At 68.5% G+C, this 21,903-nt stretch carries 15 protein-coding genes; 9 read left to right on the forward strand and 6 right to left on the reverse strand.

Annotated features, from left to right (window positions below):
- Positions 1-174: 174 nt before the first annotated feature.
- From ACI2K4_RS28310 to ACI2K4_RS28320, 3 genes are all read left to right on the forward strand, one after another.
- On the forward strand, positions 175-3,048 hold the full coding sequence (locus ACI2K4_RS28310; protein ID WP_404515731.1) for a BTAD domain-containing putative transcriptional regulator: 2,874 nt from the start codon (positions 175-177) through the stop codon (positions 3,046-3,048).
- A 53-nt stretch (positions 3,049-3,101) separates the two neighbouring features.
- Complete coding sequence (locus ACI2K4_RS28315) at positions 3,102-3,578, forward strand: LuxR family transcriptional regulator (protein WP_404515732.1); 477 nt, start codon at positions 3,102-3,104, stop codon at positions 3,576-3,578.
- A gap of 586 nt (positions 3,579-4,164) precedes the next feature.
- On the forward strand, positions 4,165-7,299 hold the full coding sequence (locus tag ACI2K4_RS28320) for an amidase family protein (protein ID WP_404515733.1): 3,135 nt from the start codon (positions 4,165-4,167) through the stop codon (positions 7,297-7,299).
- Positions 7,300-7,534: 235 nt separating this feature from the next.
- Here ACI2K4_RS28320 and ACI2K4_RS28325 read toward each other — a convergent pair whose 3' ends face one another.
- Entirely contained in the window at positions 7,535-8,467 is a 933-nt protein-coding gene (locus ACI2K4_RS28325) for an aldo/keto reductase family oxidoreductase (RefSeq protein WP_404515734.1), read from the reverse strand.
- Between the two features lie 691 nt (positions 8,468-9,158).
- On the reverse strand, positions 9,159-10,535 hold the full coding sequence (locus ACI2K4_RS28330) for an FAD-dependent oxidoreductase (protein WP_404515736.1): 1,377 nt from the start codon (positions 10,533-10,535) through the stop codon (positions 9,159-9,161).
- Positions 10,536-10,605: 70 nt separating this feature from the next.
- On the opposite strand from ACI2K4_RS28330, the gene ACI2K4_RS28335 reads away from it, so the two are divergent.
- Positions 10,606-11,523, forward strand: a complete 918-nt coding sequence (locus ACI2K4_RS28335) for a cupin domain-containing protein (RefSeq protein WP_404515737.1) — start codon at positions 10,606-10,608, stop codon at positions 11,521-11,523.
- A gap of 543 nt (positions 11,524-12,066) precedes the next feature.
- Here the strand turns inward: ACI2K4_RS28335 and ACI2K4_RS28340 are convergent.
- The 3 genes from ACI2K4_RS28340 to ACI2K4_RS28350 form a co-directional block, all read right to left on the reverse strand.
- Positions 12,067-14,106: a peptidase M6 gene (locus ACI2K4_RS28340; protein WP_404515738.1), complete on the reverse strand. Its 2,040-nt coding sequence runs from the start codon at positions 14,104-14,106 to the stop codon at positions 12,067-12,069.
- The gene (locus tag ACI2K4_RS28345) at positions 14,103-15,929 is read right to left on the reverse strand and encodes a S8 family serine peptidase (RefSeq protein ID WP_404515739.1); all 1,827 of its coding nucleotides are present in this window, start codon (positions 15,927-15,929) and stop codon (positions 14,103-14,105) included. Before ACI2K4_RS28345 ends, ACI2K4_RS28340 begins: the two co-directional genes overlap by 4 nt.
- A 273-nt stretch (positions 15,930-16,202) precedes the next feature.
- Positions 16,203-17,114, reverse strand: coding sequence for a CDP-diacylglycerol diphosphatase (locus ACI2K4_RS28350; RefSeq protein ID WP_404515740.1), 912 nt, complete (start codon positions 17,112-17,114; stop codon positions 16,203-16,205).
- Between the two features lie 324 nt (positions 17,115-17,438).
- On the opposite strand from ACI2K4_RS28350, the gene ACI2K4_RS28355 reads away from it, so the two are divergent.
- Positions 17,439-17,810: a DUF302 domain-containing protein gene (locus ACI2K4_RS28355; protein ID WP_404515741.1), complete on the forward strand. Its 372-nt coding sequence runs from the start codon at positions 17,439-17,441 to the stop codon at positions 17,808-17,810.
- Between the two features lie 111 nt (positions 17,811-17,921).
- On the opposite strand, the gene ACI2K4_RS28360 is transcribed toward ACI2K4_RS28355, so the two are convergent.
- Positions 17,922-18,410 carry an ArsI/CadI family heavy metal resistance metalloenzyme gene (locus ACI2K4_RS28360; RefSeq protein ID WP_404515742.1) on the reverse strand — a complete coding sequence of 163 codons (489 nt, stop codon included), beginning with the start codon at positions 18,408-18,410 and terminating at the stop codon, positions 17,922-17,924.
- Positions 18,411-18,486: 76 nt separating this feature from the next.
- Here ACI2K4_RS28360 and ACI2K4_RS28365 point away from each other — a divergent pair, with 76 nt between their 5' ends.
- The 4 genes from ACI2K4_RS28365 to ACI2K4_RS28380 all read left to right on the forward strand — a co-directional run bounded on the left by ACI2K4_RS28365 (position 18,487) and on the right by ACI2K4_RS28380 (position 21,859).
- The gene (locus ACI2K4_RS28365) at positions 18,487-18,867 is read left to right on the forward strand and encodes an ArsR/SmtB family transcription factor (RefSeq protein ID WP_404515743.1); all 381 of its coding nucleotides are present in this window, start codon (positions 18,487-18,489) and stop codon (positions 18,865-18,867) included.
- A complete protein-coding gene (locus ACI2K4_RS28370) occupies positions 18,864-19,634 on the forward strand; it encodes an aquaporin (RefSeq protein ID WP_404515744.1) in 771 nt (256 codons plus the stop codon). The genes ACI2K4_RS28365 and ACI2K4_RS28370 overlap by 4 nt, the downstream gene beginning before the upstream one ends.
- A gap of 85 nt (positions 19,635-19,719) precedes the next feature.
- Positions 19,720-20,148, forward strand: coding sequence for an arsenate reductase ArsC (locus tag ACI2K4_RS28375; protein ID WP_404515893.1), 429 nt, complete (start codon positions 19,720-19,722; stop codon positions 20,146-20,148).
- A gap of 208 nt (positions 20,149-20,356) precedes the next feature.
- On the forward strand, positions 20,357-21,859 hold the full coding sequence (locus tag ACI2K4_RS28380; RefSeq protein ID WP_404515745.1) for an FAD-binding oxidoreductase: 1,503 nt from the start codon (positions 20,357-20,359) through the stop codon (positions 21,857-21,859).
- Positions 21,860-21,903: the final 44 nt, after the last annotated feature.

Genomic DNA, 21,903 nt, shown 5'->3' on the forward strand with positions numbered 1-21,903 from the left:
CATGCCGAAGGTACGGATATGGCACCGTTTCGCGAATCACCCGAATCACGTAGTCCCGTGTCTGTCGGCCGACCGGACGGACAACGTGAGATGGGGGATGTGGGAGACCCGGGGCGAGCCGCAGGCTGGGACGAAAAGCGAAGCCGCAACCCTTTCATCACTAGGATGTCAATCGTGACGACGCCCGACCGCAAGCTCCCGGACGGGCCGCCGTCCCACTGCGAGTTCAAGGTCTTCGGCGGTCTTGGCTGCCGGCGGGACGGCTCGGACGTTGATCTCGGCCCGGTTCGCCAGCGGATCATCCTCGCCAAGCTCCTGGCCGCCGGGGGTGACGCGGTCAGCCTCGACAACATCATCGACAGCGTGTGGGACGAACGACCGCCGGCCAGCGCCGCCAACCAGATCCACCGGCACGTCGGGCACCTCCGGCGGATTCTCGAACCGGACCTGGACGTCCGCGAGACCGGTCGGTACCTCCTACCGGCCGGTACGGGCTACCGGCTGACCCTCGCAACCGAGGATTCCGATCTGGCCATGTATCGCGAGTTGGTCCGGCGGGCCCGCGAGGCGCTCGACGGCGGGGACGTGGTGGCCGGCGTACGGGCGTACCTGACCGCTCTGGAGCTTGGCCGCAGCCCCGCGTTCACCGACCTTCCGGCAAGTGCGTTGAGTGCGGCGGATTTTGTCGCCATCGAACGGGAGCGCGTCGCGGTGGCGCTCGCGGCCAGCGAAGTCGCGATCGCCCACGGCATGGCCGGCACCGTGTTGACCCCACTCCTGAGCGTGGCTGCCGCGGCGCCGTTGGACGAGGCGCTACAGGCGTGCCTGATGCGCGCGTACGTGGCCACCGGTCACCGGGCGGAAGGGGTGCGAGTCTTTGAGCGGACCCGTCAACGCCTCGCGGAGGAACTGGGGGTGGACCCGGGGCCGGAACTACGGGAGGCGTATCGGGAACTGCTCGCCAGCGGCTGGACCCTGCAGGACGAGCCGCGCCCGTCGGACGCTCCCCGGCCTGCGCAACTGCCGCCGCCGGTCGCGGGCTTCGTCCGACGAAACGACGTGGCCGCCGTACTCGACGACCAACTGTCCGACGCGCTCAGTGATGCGACCACCATGATCACCGTGCTCGGTGGCATGGCTGGCATCGGCAAGACCGCCCTCGCCGTGCACTGGGCCCACCAGATCGCCGAAAGGTATCCCGATGGCCAGTTGTTCCTGAACCTCAGGGGCCTGGATCCGGACGGACGCGCCATGTCATCGGAGGACGCACTCGCCACGTTGCTCGCGTCACTGGGCGAGCCGGCGGTTTCGTCCCTGCACAAGGACGTCGACGCGCAGACGGCTCGTTACCGCAGTCGACTCTCCGGTCGCCGCGTCCTGGTTCTCCTGGACAACGCACGCGACTCCGACCAAGTCCGCCCGTTGCTGCCAGCCGCACGAGGCTGCCTGGTCATCGTGACGAGCCGCAACCGGATGACAAGTCTGGTCACCCGGGAGGGAGCACGTTACCTGCAAGTCGATCGGCTGACCGGGGCCGAGTCCAGACAGCTTTTGATCAACCGCCTCGGCACCCGCCGCGCCACCGGGGACCCGGACTCGTTGGACAAGATCGTCACGCTCTGTGCCGGGTTGCCGCTCGCGCTGGCGATCGTCGCTGCTCGCGTGGCCCTCAATCCGGCCCTGCCGTTGAGCGCGGTTGTCAGTGCGGTCTCCGCGCCGTCCGCCAGACTCGACGCTTTGTCCAGCGTGGACTCGTCCGACGATGTCCGGTCGGTGTTTTCGTGGTCGTACCATGCTCTCAATCCCTCGACGGCACAGGTGTTTCGTGCCCTCGCCGTCCATCCGGGTCCAGGGATCTCGCTGGAGTCGGTGGCCAGTGTCGCCGGAGTCGGTCGCCAACAGGCGCGCAGACTACTCATGGAATTGGTGACCGCGAATCTGCTCGACGAGTCGCAGTCCGGGCGGTACGTTCTGCACGACCTGTTGCGGGCCTACGCGGCCGAGCTTCTCGACGAGGATCGAGAAAGACCGGAGTATGAGCGGCGTCTCATCGCGCATTACCTGCACTCTGTCCGTGCCGCGTACGCGAGGCACCACCGACAACCGGTCGGCACCGTCGACGAACCACCGTCGGATGTGACGCCTGAATCGTTCGACGGCGTGTCACAGGCTGCCGCCTGGTATGCACGGGAACGATCCGCGCTGTGGGCGGCGATCGATCTGACCCTCACGCACGGTCTGGGTCGCGACGCGGCGGCTATGGTCCTCGCCGCCTCAGCACCGGGCAGCAACTCCATACCCGCGGGCCGGACACAGACCGTGCTCACGATCCTCGATATGGTCAGTGTGCTCGGTGAGCCGCTGACGGAGGCCGAACTTCTTCGCACGATTGGTGAGGTCTTCGCCCCGCTGCCACAGGCCGACGAATATCTACGTCGAGCCTTGTCCATCTTCGAAGGCGCCGGAGACCTCGCCGGACAAGCCGACGTTCTGCGAAACCTCGCCGTGCTGTCGTTGTCGCGCGGCGACCACGACGACGCCAACGCGTACGGTGAACGCTCGGTGATTCTTGCCCGGCAGACGGGGCGCCAGGAACTGCTCGCCGTCTCGCTGCTGACACTCACGAGCGCGCGCCTGAGGTCGGATCGGTTCGAGGCTGGCACGCAGGCCGCGGACGAAGGGCTGGCCATTGCGATCGCAAAGCAACTCGATCACCTGAAGATCTCCTACGCACAGCTCATCGCGGAGTCCTCCTGGAGACATGGCCGGCTCGAACGAGCGGTGAAGATGTCGGAGTGGGGATTGGCGGAAGGCGTCTCCGAGTCGAATGGTCCCCGGTGCGCCGTCGCGGCGATCCTCGCACGGTCCGCATTCGATCTCGGCGACCAGTTTCGCGCGGAACGGGGCTGCCAGCAGTTCGAGAACCTGATCGCCGACAACGGCTTCCCGGAACTTGTCGAGTTCTCCGGCGTCGAGGAGGCCGAGGCATACCGGACCATGGTCGCGTACGTCCGGGCCCGACTGAGCTTGATGAGCGGCGCGTCGTGAGCGGGTAGGGCAAGCACTCAGTCTGCACTCGTCGTGCACCGCGGTGCGGTCGGATGGTCGTCGAGACCCCGAACCCTCGCCCGAGGAGCACCATGCACTGCGCCGTAGCCGAACCCGCCCGAATCGTTCCCCGTGCGGTACTGACCCCACGACAGGAACAGATCGCCCTACTGGTGGCGGCGGGCTCCACCAACGTCGAGGTCGCCACGCAACTGCTCATCAGCGCCCATACCGTCAAACATCACCTCCGCGGGGTGTTCCACAGGCTGGGCGTCGCATCCCGTCGCGAACTGCGCAGGACGCTGGCCCACCACGACACGACCAACTACTTCGCCCAGAGTTGCCGCCTGACCAGCCAGGAGCGCGACATCGCATGGCGGGTATCGAACGGCGCGTCCAACCGCGAAGTGGCGGCACAGCTGTTCATCAGCCCCAGCACGGTGGACTATCACCTACGCAAGATCTTTCGCAAGCTCGACATAACCTCACGTCGAGAACTGGCGAGACCGAGACGCACTTGCCGCACCTAGAAACAGCCGCCTGGCGTTGACGGGTGTCCGCCGCTCGGCGTCCCGCCATGACGGCTCGACCGTGGCCGGCGCGGACAGGGCGGGGATCGGATCGGTGTGTATCCGTAGGCATGTGCCAGAGCCAGTTTTCAGGCGGAGCCGACAGGGGGCGGCGGTGTACCCTCCCGTGCCGCACCGCGCGGGGCAGGCGCCGGGCCAGCGCGGACAGGATCGCCCGGTCCGGCCAGGACAGTCGTGGTCGGCCGTGGACCTGACGGCGCAGCACCACGACCTCGTGGCGCGGGGCCAGCAGCTCCGCGAGCCCCGCGCGGTCGCTGCGAGCCGCGCGGAGCAGAGGGTCGAACACGCGGATCGCGACCAGGCAGATCAGTTGGAAGGCAATGGCCACGAAGGTGCCCATTGCCGCGAAGCCCCAGCTCACAGCAGGTGCGCCAGGTATTGGAAAGGTACCGGCCCGGGGACGTCGCGGCGGATGCGACAGCTGCGGGAGACGGCGGCCGGCAGTTTCAGTCAGTTGTGCGTGTCCGCTCGCTCCGTGCGGGCGTACCGTTTCGCCGCAGCGGACCGGAAGCGGACGGGAGTGGGCATGCGTGCACATCGTCTGGCGCTGATCGTGGCGGTCGTGGCCTTGGCCTTGGGAACCGGTCCGGTCCCGGCGCAAGCCGGTAAAGATCGGCCATTGGACCTCGAGACGACCTCGGCGACGCAACTCAGGGCGATGATGGCCTCCGGGCGGCTCAGCAGCTACGAGCTCACCCGCGACTACCTCGAGCGGATCGCGGCGGTCAACCAGCGGGGTCCGGCGCTCAACGCTGTCCGCTCGCTCAACCCGGACGCGCTGAAGGAGGCGCGCGAGTCGGACCGCGTCCGGCGCCGGTCGGGGCCGCGCGGCCCGCTCGAAGGGCTGCCCGTGCTGCTCAAGGACAACGTCGACGTGGCCGGGACGCCGACGACGGCGGGCTCGATCGCGCTCGAACACTCGGTGCCGGCCAAGGATGCGACCGTTGTGGGCAAGCTGCGCGCCGGCGGCGCCGTGATCCTGGGCAAGGTGAACCTGACGGAGTTTGCCGCCTACGTGTCCAACAACCAGCAGAGCGGCAACAGCTCGCTGGGCGGGCAGGTCCTGAACCCCTACGACACGGCCGCCGATCCCGGCGGCTCGTCGAGCGGCTCCGGCGTCGCCGCCGCTGCGGGCCTTGCCGCGCTGACGATCGGCTCCGACAGCGAGGGCTCGATCATCTCGCCGGCGAGCCAGAACGGCGTCGTGGGCATCCGCCCGTCGACCGGGCTGTGGAGCCGCCACGGCGTCGTGCCGATCTCCGACACGCAAGACACGCTCGGCCCGCTCACCCAGACGGTCTCCGACGCGGCGCTGCTGCTCGGGCCGCTGACCGGAGTCGATCCCAAGGACCCCAAGACCGCCGCCAGCGCCGGCGTGGCCGGCACCAACTACACGAAGGCACTCAACGCGAATGCGCTGCAGGGAGCGCGGATCGGCGTCATGGGCTCCAACAACGCCCAGTACAACGCCGCCCGCGCCGAGGTGGAGCGCCTCGGCGCGACCGTCGTGCAGATCCCGGTGCCCAACTTCCCGACCACCGACCCGATCCTGCCGCGCGAGTTCCGCCGCGACCTCACCAAGTACCTCACGCAGCTGCCGCCCAGCGTGCCGATCAAGAGCTTCGACGAGGCCTACGACTACCTGAAGACGCACCCCGAGGAGGGACTCAAGTACGGCGACTCGCGGATGAGGCCGTCATCGATGTTCCATCTCGAGATTCCGGCGGAGAACGCCGAGTACGAGGCGACGCGTGACGCCGAGATTGCCCGTGCGACGGCCTACCTCGACGGCCTGCTGGATCAGAGCCCCGGCCCCGACGACGACCTGGACGCCGTGCTGCAGCTACAGCTCGGGTTGATCAGCCCGGCTTCGTTCGCCGGCTACCCGATCGTCAGTGTCCCCGGCGGCTACTCCGCCACCACGAACGACCCGGTGAACGTCACGTTCGTCGGGCGGCGCTTCTCCGAGTTCAACCTGATCGGCTACGCCTACGCGTACGAGCAGGCCACGCACCACCGACGGCCGCCCTCCGAGCTCAACCCGGCGAGCTGGCGCTGCGTGCCCGGGCCGCGCTTCGACCCGCATTCGTGCCCACCGTTCAGCGGCTCCACCAAACCGCTGAGCGACGCGCTCGTCCCGCCGCCGTTGGACCTTCAGCGGCTGACCATCACCGAGGTCCAGCGTCGCTTCGCCGCAGGTACGCTGACGAGCGCGCAGCTCGTGCAGGCCTACCTCGATCGCATCCGCTTCGTCAATGCACAGGGGCCGGCGATCAACGCCGTGCGGGCGATCGACCCGACCGCGACCGCCCAAGCTGCGGCGGTTGACAAGAAGCGGCGCCGCGGCTCGGCGGGCGGGCCGCTGGCTGGGATCCCGGTACTGGTGAGCGACACCATCGACGTGGCGGGGATGCCGACCACCGCTGGCTCGCTCGCACTCGAGCACAACGTGGCTCGCCACGACGCGGAGCTCGTGCAGCGGCTGCGCGGGGCGGGCGCGATCATTCTCGGCAAGGCCAACGTCACCGAGTTGTCGGGGATGATGAGCACGAACATGCCCGCCGGCTACGGCGGGCTCAGCGGGCAGGTACTCAACCCGTACGACGTACGCTCGTCGCTCAACGGCTCCAGCGCCGGGGCCGTCGCCGCGGCGGCGGCCGGCCTCGCAGCGGTGACGGTCGGCGTCGAGGCCGACGCGAGCACGACCGGTAGCGGCGGCAACGCGAGCAACCGCGCCTCGCCGTCGATCGTCGTACCCGCGACCGCCGGTGGCGTCGTGGGAATGCGGCCGACGCTCGGGCTGATCGGCCGCACGGGCGTCCTGCCCGTGGCGCGAAGCCAGGAGACGCCGGGGCCGATCGGTCGCACGGTGGACGACGTAGCCACGCTGCTCACCGCGCTGGTCGGGCACGACCCCGACGACGACGCCACGGCCGGCGCGCAGCCGGCCGACTACACCGCGGCGCTCGACAGAACCGCGCTGGCCGGCAAGCGGATCGGCGTGATCGCGCCCACGAGTGGCGACTCAGTGCAGCCGTTCGCGAACGCGGTGGCGCTCGTGACGAGCCTCGGTGCGACGCCGGTCCCGCTCACCGCGCCGGCGCGGCCGACGACGCCGAGCGTGGTGGACCGCGAGTTCGGCCGCGACGTCGCCGGCTACCTCGCGAACCACCGTGGGCCCGCGCGCTCACTGGCCGACATCGTGGCGTTCAACGACGCGCACGCGGCGGACGAGCTGAAGTTCGGCCAGGGGCGGCTCGAGGCAAACGCATTGATCGACCTGTCCGATCCCGCCACCGCCGCCGGCTACCAGGCCGATCTCACCGCCGGCCGGGCAGCCGCGCGCGCCTACATCGACGATCTTCTGGCCAACGGCGGCGAGCCGGTCGACGCGATCCTCGCGCCGACCGGGACGTTCGCCGAGGTCGGCACGCGCGCCGGCTACCCGCAGATCGCGGTGCCTGCGGGCTACGACCCCACGCGGCGTCGCCCGGTGGCGATCTCGTTCACCGGTACCGGCGGCGACGACGCGAAGCTGATCGGCCTTGCCTACGCCTACGAGCGCGCGGCCCAGATCCGTCAGTCGCCGTCCGCGATCAACCCGCAGACGTGGCACTGCGTCGCCCCGACCGTCTACCTCCCGCGCACCTGCGGACCCTGAGCGACCGCGCTCTTCCCGAACTGCAACGTCAGCCCTCGTCGAGGCCGTAACCGCCGATACCTACCTCGCCCTCGACGTGTAAACCGTCGCCGGTTGGGTTGGGTAGGACCGGCAGCGGCTTGCGCACTCCGGTCTTCGCCGTTTGCCGCGCTGCTCTCGCCCGGACCACGTACGACGGTCGGGCGCCGCCGTTGGGGCGGGGCCGCGCCCCAACGGCGTCAGCGGAGGCGACCGGTCACGGCACGGTGTAGCCGGCGGTGCGGAACAGCTCGTACCACTCGGGGCGGGTGAGCGGGATGTCCGAGCCGAGGGCGGCGGCGGTCACGCGCTCGGGCGTGGTGGTACCGAGCACGACCTGCATCTGCGCCGGGTGGCGTGTGATCCACGCGACGGCGATCGCCTCGCCGGGCACGCCGTATTTCTCCGACAGGCGGTCGATCACGACGTTCAGCTCGGGGTAGCGGTCGGAGCCAAGGAACGGGCCGTCGAAGAAACCGGCCTGGAACGGTGACCACGCCTGCACCGTGATGTCGTTGAGCCGGCAGTAGTCGACGATTCCGCCGTCGCGGACGATCGACTGGTCCAGGCCCTGCATGTTGGTCGCGACGCCCTGGGCGATGATCGGCGAGTGCGTGATCGACAGCTGTAGCTGGTTCGCGACGATCGGCTGCGTCACGTACTTGCGCAGCAGGTCGATCTGGTGCGGCGTCTGGTTCGAGACGCCGAACGCGCGTACCTTGCCGGCGGCCGACAGCTCGTCGAAGGCGCGGGCGACCTCCTCGGGCTCGACGAGCGCGTCCGGGCGGTGCAGCAGCAGGATGTCGAGGTAGTCGGTGCCGAGCGCCTCGAGCGAGCCGTTCACCGACTCGACGATGTGCTCGTACGAGAAGTCGAAGGACGCCCCGTCCTTGATGATGCCGGCCTTGGACTGGATCACGAACTGCTCGCGCTCGGAGGACGTGAGCTTCAGCGCCTCGGCAAAGCGACGTTCGCAGCCGTGCACGCTCGTGCCGTAAATGTCGGCGTGGTCGAGGAAGTTGATGCCGGCGTCGCGGGCGGCGCCGACGAGGGTGCGCACCTCCTCGTCGGTCTTGTCCTGGATGCGCATCAGGCCGAGGACGACGTTTGGCACCAGCATGTCGGTGCCGGGCAGGGTGAAGGTCTTCATGGGTCTCTCTCGATCGGATCGGCGAGCAGCCGGGCCACGTGGTCGGCCGTGCACTCGAGGAACGAGGCTACGCCTTGGGTACCGGCACGAGGCGAAGGGTGGCGGCTGCGGCGAGAGGACTCACCATGAGGCCGGCGCCGGACGCGCCCAATCGGCCGTACTTCGCGTAATACGCCGTATCGACCAGGACGTCCAGTTTGATTCTCGGGCTGATCATCGGGAAGACCCCCGCGCGGGCGGGGACGACGAGTTCGAGCCGGCCAACGTGCACCAGTCCGACGGGACCCTCCCGCGCGTGCGGGGACGACTGGGACTGCCAGCGAAACGCAGAAGGTTACGAGTTGCCTGCCGGAGTAGAGTCCTCGTGCAGAGCCAATGCGAGGGCGTTGTCTGACTGACGACTTGATTGGGTCGGCAAAAGACCTCGACCATGGGAAGACAGGGGTGCAATCAAACTCACCCCATCCCACCGTCGGTGAGCGGCCACCGACGGCCCCGCACAGGCGGCCTCGATTGCATAGCCTCGACCGCTATTCGACGACTACCCCTGCCGCACTCCCGAACCCGGGACAAACTCCCTGTCGGCGACGGGTTGGGCGTACCACACCTACGAGCATTCGGTGGTCGACGTTGGCGAGGTGTGCCTTCCGCTGTCCCATCGGGCCGTCAGTCTGAGGTGAGGCGACGCTAGTCAACGGATCACGGTAGCGAGGACTTCGTTGAAGGCCTCTGTGGAACTTGGGTGGGTCCAGATCGCATCTCGCAGGCTGGCGGCCGTCGCGCCGCTACGCATCGCCAACGCGACGGTGTTGATCAGTTCCTGCGCGTCGACGCTGAGTAGGGCCGCGCCGAGGATCCGGTCGGTTTCGGCGTCGATGACGAACTTCATCAGCCCACGAGTATCGTCCAGGATTCGGGCACGGGGCATCGCGGCGATGGCCGCGATCGGCTTGGACGCCACGCGCACCGGGCGGCCCGCAGCGCGTGCCTGTCGCTCCGTCATGCCGACGCGGGCCAGCGGCGGTGTCATGAACAACGTGTACGGGACCGCCTGGCGGTCGGTTGTTGCGCGTTTACCCTCGCCCAGTAGTTGGTCGGCCACGATCCGATAGTCGTCGAGGGAGATGTAGGTGAACTGGGGTCCGCCGTTCACGTCGCCCACGGCGAAGATGTGCGGACGGTTCGTCCGCAGGTGCTCGTCAACCTCGATAGCGCCACGCTCGGTGGTGCGTACGCCTGCGGCGTCAAGTCGCAGGTCGGCGGTGCGTGGAGCACGTCCGGTAGCGGCAAGCACAGCATCTGCTTCGATCGTGCTGGTGGCGCCGTTCACCTCGTAGGTGATCATCGTTGTGCTGGGGGTATCGGTGACACGGGTGATGTGAGCGCCGGTGCGGAACGTGATGCCCTCGTCGCGCAGGATTTGCTCTGCGGCCTGTGCGACGTCGCTGTCCTCGGCGGGCAGGAGTTGCTCGGCGCGATCCAGGACCGTGACTTCGGCGCCGTACCGACGCAGCATCGCCGCGAATTCGATTCCCTGGTAACCGGCGCCGACAACAGCGAGGCGACGTGGCAGGTTGGGCGAGCCCAGCAGGTCGGTGCCCGTGATCAGGTGTTTGCTGGCTCGGAGTCCTGGGATGTCCGGGATCATGGTCTGGGCACCGGTGTTGATGACGATGATGTCAGCGGTGACTTCCAGCCGGTCGCTGCCTGCGGTTACCTCCACCCGCTTCTCGTCGAAAAAGGCTGCGGTGCCGGTGATCACCGTTACCGAGTCGAGCAGGTCCAGCATCTGGAAGTTCTTGCTGCGCAGTGTGGAGGTCAGCGATGCCGTCCAGGCCACGGAGTTGGCGTACCACGACGCGCCGTCCGTGTCCCCCGGCTGGGTGGAGGCCCTGTGGATGAGGGCCTTACTCGGTACGCAGCCGATGTTGATGCAGGTGCCGCCGTACATCTGGTCAGACTGCTCCACCAATATCACCCGTCGGCCTCGGCGGCCCATCGTCGCGGCAAGCGTCTTTCCGCCCTTGCCGAAGCCAATGACCAGCAGGTCTGCGTGCAATCTGTCCATCGGTCTAGGCTCTACCGCAACGACTGATCTAACAAGACCAGACCGAATCAATTTTCGTCGGGATCGGCTCATGGACTCGCTCAGTACCCTCATCCGCATGGCCCGGCTGGGAGCCAGGGTCGATGTGCGCTGCCTGCTGGCAGGCAGCCATGTTCTGGACAATCCGCCAAGGCCGGGGCAAGTGCCTTTTCATCTGCTGTTGGAAGGTCGCTGCGAGGTCGAGGTGGGCGACCGGACGATCGATCTGCGCGCCGGCGACGTCCTCGTGCTGCCGGGCGCCGGACGGCACCGGGTACAGGTCGTTGCGCAGGCACCGCCGGCACCTTTTGCACGACATACGGGTCGGGCGGTGGAAATCCTTCGTAGTGAGACTCCTCCGGCGATCGATCTCTTCTGCGGCCATTACACCTATCAAGGGAGCGTGGGAGAACTTCTGTTCGCCGGGCTGCCCGACGTCTTGCACGCATCGTTCGGCGTCGAGGCCGGCTCGCCGCTGTATCTGCTCAGCGAGCTTGTCCGCAGCGAGGCAACTCTCGACGCGCCTGGCGGCGGTGCTCTGCTCGCGTCGCTCTGCGAGGCGCTCCTCGTGCTCGTCCTACGCGGCGACGGTCGTGCCCGTCCGGCGACCTTGAACCTCGCCGCACCCTGGACCGCCGTCGCGGATGCTGGCCTACGGGCCGTCGTCGACGCGGTCGTGCGCGAGCCCGGGAAGCCGTGGACGATCGCCGGCCTGGCCCACGTAGCAGGAGTTTCGCGAGCCACGCTGGTACGACACTTCGCGGCAGCGACGGGCACGAGCGTTGCTGACTTCGTGACCCGGACACGCATGATGTTCGCCGCCGAACTGTTGACCACCACGAACCGTAGCCTCGACGACATCTCCACCAGCGTCGGCTACCGCTCGACCTCCGCGTTCGGCAAGGCCTTCCGGGCAATGACCGGAACCACCCCCGCCCGCCTACGTCGCACCGCTCGGTCCGCGACGTAGCCACCACGACCGGCACCTCACCACCAAATCAACGCCACCGCTGCCGGGATCGTGGTTGACGACCCCGGTCCTGTCGAAGCGCGTGAGGTGCGCCATGCCGGCGGGATGAGCGGCGTTGGGGAACAGATGGGGAAGCGCCGGGCGCGCCCAACGGCGCTCGACCGGAGCGGTCCGCGACGCCATGATCAGCACCTGACGCCAACGCCCTGATGGACGCCGGACATTTCAGCCGGTCGGTACCGACATCTGGATCGCCCTGGCCTGGTGCGTCGGCATCCTGGTCGTCACGTACGTCCTGGCCATGTTCATCTACCGCCGCAGGATGGGCTGACCGGACGGAGAGTGCCCGCGACGGGTCGGAGCCCGCCCACCCGGTTTCCGCGCGACCGGTCGCGTACCTGGCCGGCCAGCCCGACGACCACCGCCCGAACCGCGACCCGCCCGCCGGGTCACCGCCCTTCCACCGGGTCACCGCCCTTCCACCGGGTCACCGCCCTTCCACGGGGTCCGGCAGTGCCGGGTGGAAGGGCGGTGACGAACGGATCAGCGGGCGACGGTGCAGGTGGCGGTGGCGGTACGGTTCGGGTCGCTGACCGAGGTGGCGGTGAGTCGTACCACGCCGGTTGCCGCCGCGGTGGCGGTCGCGGCCACCCAGGCCCGCGCCGACACCGAGCCGCCGAACGGGGCACTGGTCAGTTCGGTGGGCAGTTCGACCCGCCAGCCCTGGCCGGTGACCGCTGCGGAGAGCCGGTAGACGTCCGCCCGCAGGTACTGGTTGACGTCCTCGGGGTGGGACGCGCCGCCGGCCACGTACCGGCCGTTGTTGGTCAGGTTGAAGTTACAGGTGGCTCCGGTCCCCTGCGGGCTGCCCGACGGTGTGCCCTGGGCCAGGGCCACGCCCCGCACGTGCGGGCCGGCCCCGTCCAGCGAGCGGACCGCCAGGGTGTAGGAGAGCACCCCGTCGGCGTCGGTCTTGCGGTCCAGGACGTAGAAGTGCAGCCGGTTGGCCTGGTCGACGTACTCGTCCTGGCTGCCGGAGTTGGTGCCGGCGTGGAACAGGGCGTCGTTGAGCTGCCGGGAGTCGGCGATGGTCCGCTTGACCGGGGTGCCGTCCGGCTTGTAGTAGTCGACCAGGTTGATGTCCTGCGGGTTGGCGTCGACGACCCAGGTGAAGCAGAGGTACCCGCAGGTGTTCGTCTCGGCGGTCTTGTTCTTGGCGATCAGCACCCCGCTGTCCGGGGTGAACGAGTCCGCGCCGATCCGCTGCACGGTCTCCACGGTGTAGAAGTCGTAGGCCGGCGTGCCGGCGCAGAGCGGATCCGTGTTGGTGTTGCAGCTCGGGGTGCGGTCGGAGTTCATGCCGATCCGGATCCCCTGCACCCCGCCGGCGAGCGCCGAGCGGGCTCGCACGTCGAGCACGACCAGGCCGGAGGAGGCAAGCGCCTCCCGGGAGAGTCGGATCACCTGCGCCTCGGCGATGTGGCCGAGCTTCAGCTTGCTGCGCAGGGTCTGCCCGGCCGGCATCGCCGCACCCTGCGCGGCCGGCACCACCCACCGCTGGTGCGGTCCGCCGGGGCCGTTGAACGACCCCCGGTCCATCACGTCCCACGGCCCCGAACCAACCCGACGGTACGGTGTCGCGTAGGGATTGTTGTTGTTGTCGGCGATGCCGAAGGTGTGCGCGATCTCGTGCGTGATCGTGCCCGAGCTCTCGCCCTGGCGCATGCTCGACGAGCCCCAGAGCTGCGCCCCGGCCCGCCACGACGTCCACGGCACGTAGCGGGAGCGGACCCAGTTCGGCAGGTTCGGGTCCGGCGGCCCCCACGCGTCCGGGATGTCCTCCTTGGTCTGGAACATCATCTCGCCGAACTCCTGCCAGACCGACGTCTCGTCGTACCCGGCGTAGACGCGCAGCACCAGGTCGAACCGGGACCGGATGTCCGACCCCTCGGCCGCCCGCCAGAGCGCGTCCACGTCCGGGTCGAGGTTGCCGTTGCAGGTGTACCCGGACGGGCAGCCGGCGCGCTCCTGACCGATGTCGTTCAGGCCGTACTCGAACAGGTTGCGGCCGATCCGGTACGGGCCGAACGGGGTGAACTCGACCCCGAGCCGCCCGGCGGTCTGTTCCATCCAGTACTCGTTGACGGTGTGGCCCCGGTTGAACTCGTTCGGCGTACCCCAGAAGTTGGCGTAGAAGCGGGGCACCTCGGCCCGGGGCACCGGCGCCACCTGCGGGTTGCCGAACCTGTCCGAGTTACGTGGCTGGGTGATGACAAACGGCTGGTCCGGGAAGTCCGCGGCGACCAGCGCGATCCGCAGCTTGCGCTGGCTCGGCTGGCGGGCCGGGTTGGCCCAGTCCGCGCGGGGCACCGGTCGGTAGTCGGACCAGGTCATCGTCTGCTGGTCCTGCCACCGCTGCGGGTCGATCGGCTGGAACGGGTCGCCCGGCGCGGCGACCGACCGGCCGGGTAGGCCGATCGCGCCGACCAGGGTGGCCAACAAGGCGATCACCGCCACCCCCGCCCTGGCCCGACCGCCGCCGCGCCGGACGCCGGCCGGACGATCCGGGCTCACGGCGCTCATCCCGTCACCCCGGTCGGGGCCGACACGGCGGCCGGGACCTGCACCTGCGCCAGCGCCGCGCGCAGGTTCGGCAGCGGGCCGATCCGCTGGGCGGTGTTGCCGCCCTGCGGGGTGCCGGTGTTCTTCAGCAGGGTGGAGATCTGGCTGGCGGTCCAGACCGGCCGACCGGTGGCCTTGAGGTACGACTGCACGGCCGCTACCGCGCCGGTGACGATCGGCCCGGCACCGGAGGTGCCGCCGAACGACCGGGTGTAGCGGATGTTCAGGTTGGCCGGGGTGGTGCCGCCCTGGAGGTTGCCGTTGCTGCCGGTGGTGGTGATGTTCTGCCCCCAGCCCTGCAGGTCGACCCGGGAGCCGTAGACGGAGAAGTTGAGCCGGGCCCGGGTGGTGTCCGAGCCGGCGCCGACCATGATGGCGCCGGAGTCGCGGACCGAGCGGGTGAATCGCCCCTGGAACTCGGGGGCGTCCAGGTTCTCGCCGCCGTTCCCGCCGGTCGCGACCACGATCACGCCGAGTTGGGTGAGCATCCGGGTGGCGTCGAAGACGGACTGCGTCCACTCCAGCGGGACGTAGCGGGTGCCGCCGTTCGGGCCCACCGTCTGCTGCTCGATCAGCAGCACGTCACCGGCCCGGAGGAACTGGGCCACGTGGGTCATCGACGCCGCCGGGCGGTAGCTGACCTGACCGCTGCTGAGCCGCTGCATCGGCGATATGCCGTACATTGTGGCGTCCGGTACGCCGCCGGTGACCCCGTACCCGTTCTCGTCGGCGACCAGTTCGCCGAAGACGGCGGTGCCGTGCTCGTCGGCGAAACTGGTGTTGCGCGGGTACTGGGTGCCGCCGAGGTCGCTGGTCCAGTCGAGGTTCAGGTCCTCGTGGAACGGGTTCCAGTCGTACTCCAGGTCGGTGATCCGGATGTTCGCGCCCCGGGCGCGTGGGTCCTGGCGGGAGTAGTCCGCGTCCACCCCCTGCGGGGCCGGCCGCTGGTAGCCCTGCCGGCTGGTGAAGTCCGGTGTGGCCGGTGGCGGGGCGGGCTCCGGTGCCGGGTAGACGTACGCGATCTCGGGTTGTGCCTGGATGTCCTCGAGCGCCGCCGCCACGTCGGCACCGGCCGGCAGGGTCACCTGGTACCAGGAGGCCAGGTCCGGTGCCGTCTGACCGGAGCGGGCCGTCGCCTGCGCGGTGAGCTGGGACAGGCGCGCCACCGCCGTGGCCGGAACCAGTGGTGAGAGCTGCTCGGCCCGGTGCCGCTCCAGCGTCGCCTGGATTCCCGCCAGGCCCGAGCCCCGGGTGCTGCGCAGGTCGCGGTCGGCGCCCCGGACGGCGAGGGCCTCCTGGAACTTGAGTTCCAGTACGACGACCGGGGCGACCCGGTCGGTGCCCTGGATCTCGCGGCCGTCGACCGTACGGCCGGAGAGGGTCAGCGTGGTGCTGGCGGCGGTCAGTTGACCGTCGACGCGCAACGCCTCCTTGTCGAAGTAGAGCCGCAGGTCGTTGCGGCCGTCGGCGTTCGCGTCGGTGACCGTGCCCAGCGGGCCGGCGCCGACCACCTGGGCGATTCCGGTGCCGGTGCCGGTGGCGCGGCCCAGCCGCACGGTGGCCAGGTCGACCCGGTCGACGTCGAGCTGGGCGGTGCCGAACAGGGTCACCCCGAGCTGGCCGAGACCGGCGAGGTTGGGTGCTTCCGGCGCGTCGACCGGCACCACGAGGGCGCCGGCCGAACCCGCGGCCTGTGCCGGCCCGACGCCGGCTGCTGTGCTCAGGGCGGTGCTCGACGCGACCAGCGCCCCGAGCGCGAATAGGGATGTGAGCCGTCTGGACATGCGGCCTCCCGGAGATCGAGGGGATCAACGCAGGATGGTGCAAGCCAGCAAGTTACTCACTTCATCGAAGGGCATCCATGGTCATGTGTTGCGAGATTTACCCACATGGATCTACTTTTGTTCTAACATGAATTAACATCATGTTTCCGGGGTTGGTGGTGGCGTTCGACGTCCGGGACGGTGCCGGTTGCCCGCGCAAACGTTTCGCAGTCGGCGAGTACGACCGTCACGGCGACCGGCTCGCCCCTGTTCAGACCTCGACAGGCGATGAGGTCAGCGGTAGGCGAGCAACAGATCGACGGTACCCGTACCACCCGGTTGACCGGGCGGGACGGGAAGGCCGGGCTCGCTGTTCAGGACGTAGAAGCCACCGTTGCCCACCAGGCGCGGTGTCACCGCCATCGTCTGCATTCCCATCGCCGCTCCGGTTGGTGCCACGACAAAATCGCGCAGGAGCGTGAAGAGATTGTCGTTCAGGTTCGCGACGTGCAGCACCCGATAGGAGCGCGGGGCCGGCGAGCCGGTACTCGTCAGGCCCCAGATCGGCACGATCTGATTTCGCCACCTGGTCGGATCGTTGGTGATCGCGCTGTCGTGCGTGTTGAGCTGTGTCTGTACGCCCGAATGAATCCCGGCCATGTGGATGTGAAGCTGGTCCTGCTGCCGAATCGCCGGATCGGCCGAGTTGATTCCCAGTCCGACGTGCGGATACACCACGTGTCCGGGTTGCCCTGGCTGGGCATTGATCCACGCCTGCAGCCAGTAGTTCGGCGCGTTCGAGGTCGCGACGAACGGGCACTCGATTCCGCTGACACGGCAGCCGGGGACAAGCAGGAAGTCGTGATTTGTCCCCGAGCCACCGCGCAACACCACATAGGTGGTAGTCGTGCGCAGACAATCGGGAAAGGGTGGCCCGCTTCTCGTACCCTCGCAGACCTGCACCCGGTCCCAGAGGTCGAACCGGCCGCCGGTGTCGCTGGGAAAGCCGCAGAGGCTGGAGGGCTGCGGACAGGCGGCGCCGCCAGGGTTGCCCGGGTCGGGGGGCGGCGACTCGGGGGGAAGCCCCGCGTGGGCGATTCCCGTACCCATCCCGGTCAGGCCCAGGATTCCGGTGGCACCGGCGGCCCCGGAGAATCTGACGAACTGGCGACGACGTATCTGGTTGCCTGCCTTGTTGCCGCTCATGAAACAGCCTCCGAGTCGCGGTTAACGGGATGCGCTGCGCGGTACCCGTCCTCAAGGTGCCGGCAGGGAACAACGCGGAGAGGAACGTCAACCGCGTCGACTCTAGGTGGCACCGATGGGTGGTGCGCCGCCGCCGGAACGGAATCACCTGATGGGGGCGGCGTCGCGCGACCCGGGTGACCCGTGCGTCGGTCGAGGCCCGGTAGGGCGGTTTCCGGTAGGGCGGTTTTCCGGTAAATCACGCCGGCCGGGTTCGAGTTCTGGGCAGGATGGGACGGATTCGAGCAGGGGTGGCGATCGGGGGCGGCCGTGAACGACGGATTGGTGACCAGACGTAGTGTCCGCGCCGTCGGCGAGACGGTGTCCGCGTTGCGGGCCGAGGCGGAACGTTCGGGTGCGGCGGTGGCGGTGGTGGTGGACCACGCGGCGGCTGCCCGCAAGGCTGGACTGGAGATGCCCGACACGCAGGTGCTGATTTTCGGCAATCCGCAGGTGGGCACCCCACTGATGCAGACGTGTCCCGAGATCGCCATCGACCTGCCGATCCGGGTCATGGTGCGTGACGACGGCCAGGACGGTTCGCTGATCACCTGGCAGGATCCCGCGTACCTCGCCCAGCGGTACGGACTGCCTGAGGACCAGTTGGCACCCCTGGGCGCCCCGGCCAAGATCGCTTCTACGCTCGAAGACCACTGAGTCGCCGGCCGACACCTGTCACAGCCGGTCCAAAGCCGAAGCGGTCACGGCATCCAATGACTCGTCACCCCCTCGAATGTGAAAGCTGGCTGCTGCTCCGACAGCGGCCCCTCATGAGCAGCAGTCGCCGGTGGTGCTCGAAGTGACGACCAGCGGCTCCGGGCCCGTGGACCCACCGCATTTGCCGGTGTCGTCGGCACCGGGCTGGGCCTGAGTGGACTTGCCGTACTGGTCGGAGTCGCCCTTGACGACGTACACCTCCCAGCGCTCGTCGCCGGGGCCGCTGACCCAGACTTTGTCCTGAACGGCGTAGCAGCAGGAGGTGTCGTTCTCGGTGAGGGTGATCAGGCCGGCTTCGGTGAGTCGGTTGGTGGCGGCGGTGACCTGTGCGCCGTCGAACACCTCGATGCCGAGGTGGTCGACAGCGGTGGGCTGGTCGGGGGTGCCCTCGAGAAGGACCAGCTTGAGAGGCGGTTCCTCGATGGCGAAGTTGGCGTAGCCGGGGCGGCGCTTGGTTGGCTCGGTGTTGAACAGCTTCGAGTAGAACGCGACCGACCCTTCCAGGTCGGAGACACGTAGGGCGAGCTGGACGCGGGACATCCCACACCTCCGGTTGTTTAGATGACCGTCTAGACAGAGAGTTGCACTCTGTCTAGACGGTTGTCAAACTAGATGGGTGTCTAGACAAGAGTTGCCGATCCTCGCCGACCCGTCGACCTGCTGCACCCCGATGGTCAGCGAAGCCCTGACCGAGGACGCCGCCGCCGGACTGGCGCGTGGGTTCAAGGCTCTCGGTGACCCGGTGCGTCTGCGTCTGCTGTCGCTGATTGCCGCCCGAGCGGGTGGTGAGGTGTGCGTGTGCGAGCTGACCGACGCGTTCACCCTGACCGGGCCGACGATCTCGCACCACCTGAAGGTGCTGCGTGAAGCGGGGTTGATCGACTGCGAGCGTCGGGGAACCTGGGTCTACTACTGGATTGTCCCGGCCCGCCTTGCCGCCCTGTCCCAGCTCCTCGACGTCTCGGCTGCCGCTGGTGCGGTCGAGACAAACCGGTGACTTCCGACTCGCGCCGGGTCGTGTTGCGTCGGGCGTCGGCGGAACTGGTCGGGACCGGGCTGCTCGTCGCGGCCGTGGTCGGCTCGGGGATCACCGCCGCCCGCCTGTCCCCGGACGACGTGGGGCTCCAGTTGTTGGAGAACAGCATCGCCACCGCGTTCGCCCTCGGCGCGTTGAGCCTCATTTTCGGTCCGGTCTCCGGCGCTCACTTCAGTCCTGTCGTGTCGATCGCCGACTGGTGGCAGGGCCGGCGCACCCGGACCGGCCTGTCGTCCCGTTATCTCGGTGCGTACGCGGTAGCTCAGATCCTCGGCGCGATCGGCGGCACGGTGCTGGCTCATTTGATGTACGGACTACCCGCCGTCAGCGTCTCGACCCGCGTGCGCGGCGGCGGCGGAATGTGGTTGGCCGAGGTCGTCGCGACCGCCGGCCTTCTGCTGCTGATCGCCGCACTCGCTCACGCCCGCCGGACCGTGCTTGCCCCGGTGGCGGTCGCGGCCTGGATTGGCGGCGCGTACTGGTTCACGGCCTCCACCTCGTTCGCGAACCCGGCGGTCACCATCGGCCGCATGTTCACCGACACCTTTGCCGGCATCGCCCCCGCCTCTGCGGCCGGCTTCATCGTCGCGCAACTCGCCGCCATCGTCATCGCGCTCGCCGCGATCACCTGGTGGTACCCAGAAGCCCGAGGGCAAGGCGGCGTGACGGTTGAGGAAACACGTGCGGACGGTGCTCGATACCTACCGACACGGGATCGCCGCCGGTGACGCCACCTTCGAGACCGGACCGACGGCCTGGGCGCGTCGCACCGCAACTCGCTACGTCCACTTCACTGCAAAGAGGTTCGCCAGCATGAGCACCCCTACACGGCGCGCCAAAGCGTCGGTGCTGTTCGTCTGCGTTCACAACGCCGGCCGTTCGCAAATGGCCGCCGGGTGGCTGCGCCATCTCGCCGGAGACACCGTCGAGGTCCGGTCCGCCGGCTCCGAACCCGTTGACCACATCAATCCGGTCGCGGTCGAGGCCATGCGGGAGGTCGGCATCGACATCACCGGCGAACAGCCGAAGGTTCTCGACTGGGACGCTGCCCAGGCCAGTGATGTCATCATCACCATGGGCTGCGGCGACACCTGCCCGGTCTTTCCCGGCAAACGCTATGAGGACTGGCAACTCACCGACCCCGCCGGGCAACCCCTACCCGTTGTCCGCGAGGTCCGCGACCAGATTCGCGAGTATGTCACCCGACTTCTCGACGACCTCGTGACCCATCCGCAGAGTTGATCACCGGCTGGCTTCGCGTCGGCCGGTGGCACGAATCAGTCGTCGATCGTGAGCCAGTTCGACGCCGGACGTCACCCGACCGGGTTTCCGAGCAGATTTCCAGATATCCGAACAAGTCTCCGGTATTACCGTGAGTTCGCGCGCCAGATGAAGGGCGGAAGCTTTCCCTAGTCGAATGCTGGCGTAACCCGATCGAGAGGCTACGACCATGCATGACCTTTCGCGCCGCAACCTACTCAGAGCGACGGCGGCCGTTGGCGCTGGAGCGCTCGTCGCCCCGGCCATCGTCACCGCTGGAGCCCAGGACGTCGCCGCCGACGGCGGTTGGTCGCCGTACCCGGGCGCGGAGGACGAGACGGCCGAACTGACCGGCCGCATCGTCCGCCCGGGGGACCCCGACTACCCGAGCGCGAGCCTCGGCTGGGACGAACTGTTCGAACGCTACCCACTGGTCATCGTCTTCGCCCAGGAGACCCAGGACGTGGTCAACGCCCTGACCTGGGCGCGGCAGAACAACGTCGCCCTGCGCGTACGCAGCGGCCGGCACAGCCTGGAGGGCTGGTCGAACGTCGACAACGGCATCGTGATCGACGTCAGCGAACTGAAGTCGACCGACATCGACGCCAGCACCCTCATCGCAAAGGTCGGTGCCGGGCTCAACCAACTGGAGGCGGTCACCGCCCTCGGGCAGCAAGACCTGGCTGTGACGACGGGAACAGAGGGGAGCGTTGGACTGTCCGGCGCCACCCTCGGCGGTGGCTTCGGCTTCCTCACCCGCTACCTCGGCATGGCCTGCGACAACCTCATCGGGGCGGAGATCGTCGTCGCGTCCGGCGTCAACGGCGCCAAGGCGATCGAGGTCGACCTGAGGAATCGTCCGAACCTGCTCTGGGCGCTGCGTGGGGCGGGAAACGGCAACTTCGGGATCGTCACCTCCCTCACCTACAAGGTCACCCGACTCAGGGGTGTCGCCTATCTCCAGGCGACCTGGGAGGGCCTCGACGACCTGCACGGTGTTTTCGACACCTGGCAACGCAGCGCACCGTTCGCCGACCACCGCCTCGGTACCCAGGTCGAAATCCACAAATCCCAGATCCTGCTCTTCGCGGTCCTCGCCGAGGGATCGGAGGCGGAGGTGCGGGAGTTGCTGGAGCCGATTCTGTCGATCGGCAACCCCGAGGTCACGGTGCAGACCGGAGGGTGGGGCGACATCTACGCCGGTTTCCAGATTCCGACCGAGGACGAGCCCGCGAACTGGAAGTTCTTCTCGCAGTTCACCCGCGATCCGTTCCCCACCGAGGCGATCGACCTGATCCGCGCGTTCATGGCGGATGCCCCCACGGAGGACAGCAACTTCTTCACCCAGGCATTCGGCACCGGGGCTCAGGCACACGAGCCACGCGGCGGCTCGGCGTTCCCGCACCGCGACGCGCTCTTCTACTCCGAGCCCGGTGCCGGTTGGGGCACCCGTGGAGTGCCCAACAGCGGCGACGCCCTCACCCCGATCGCGCAGGCGTGGATCGCCGAGTTCAGCCAGGCACTGCGCCCGTACGTGAACGGTGCCTACGTCAACGTGCCGAACATCGGGATGCAGGAATGGGAGAAAGCCTACTGGGGCGACAACTTCGACCGGCTACGCAAGATCAAGGCAAAGTACGACCCCAACAACGTCTTCCAGTACGAGCAGAGCATTCCACCCGCGACGTGCTGAGCCACCCGTTCCGACCCGCGCACCCGACCGGCTGTTCCCAGCCG

It is taken from the genome of Micromonospora sp. NPDC050397 (assembly GCF_044901685.1).
GTDB lineage: Bacteria > Actinomycetota > Actinomycetes > Mycobacteriales > Micromonosporaceae > Micromonospora_G.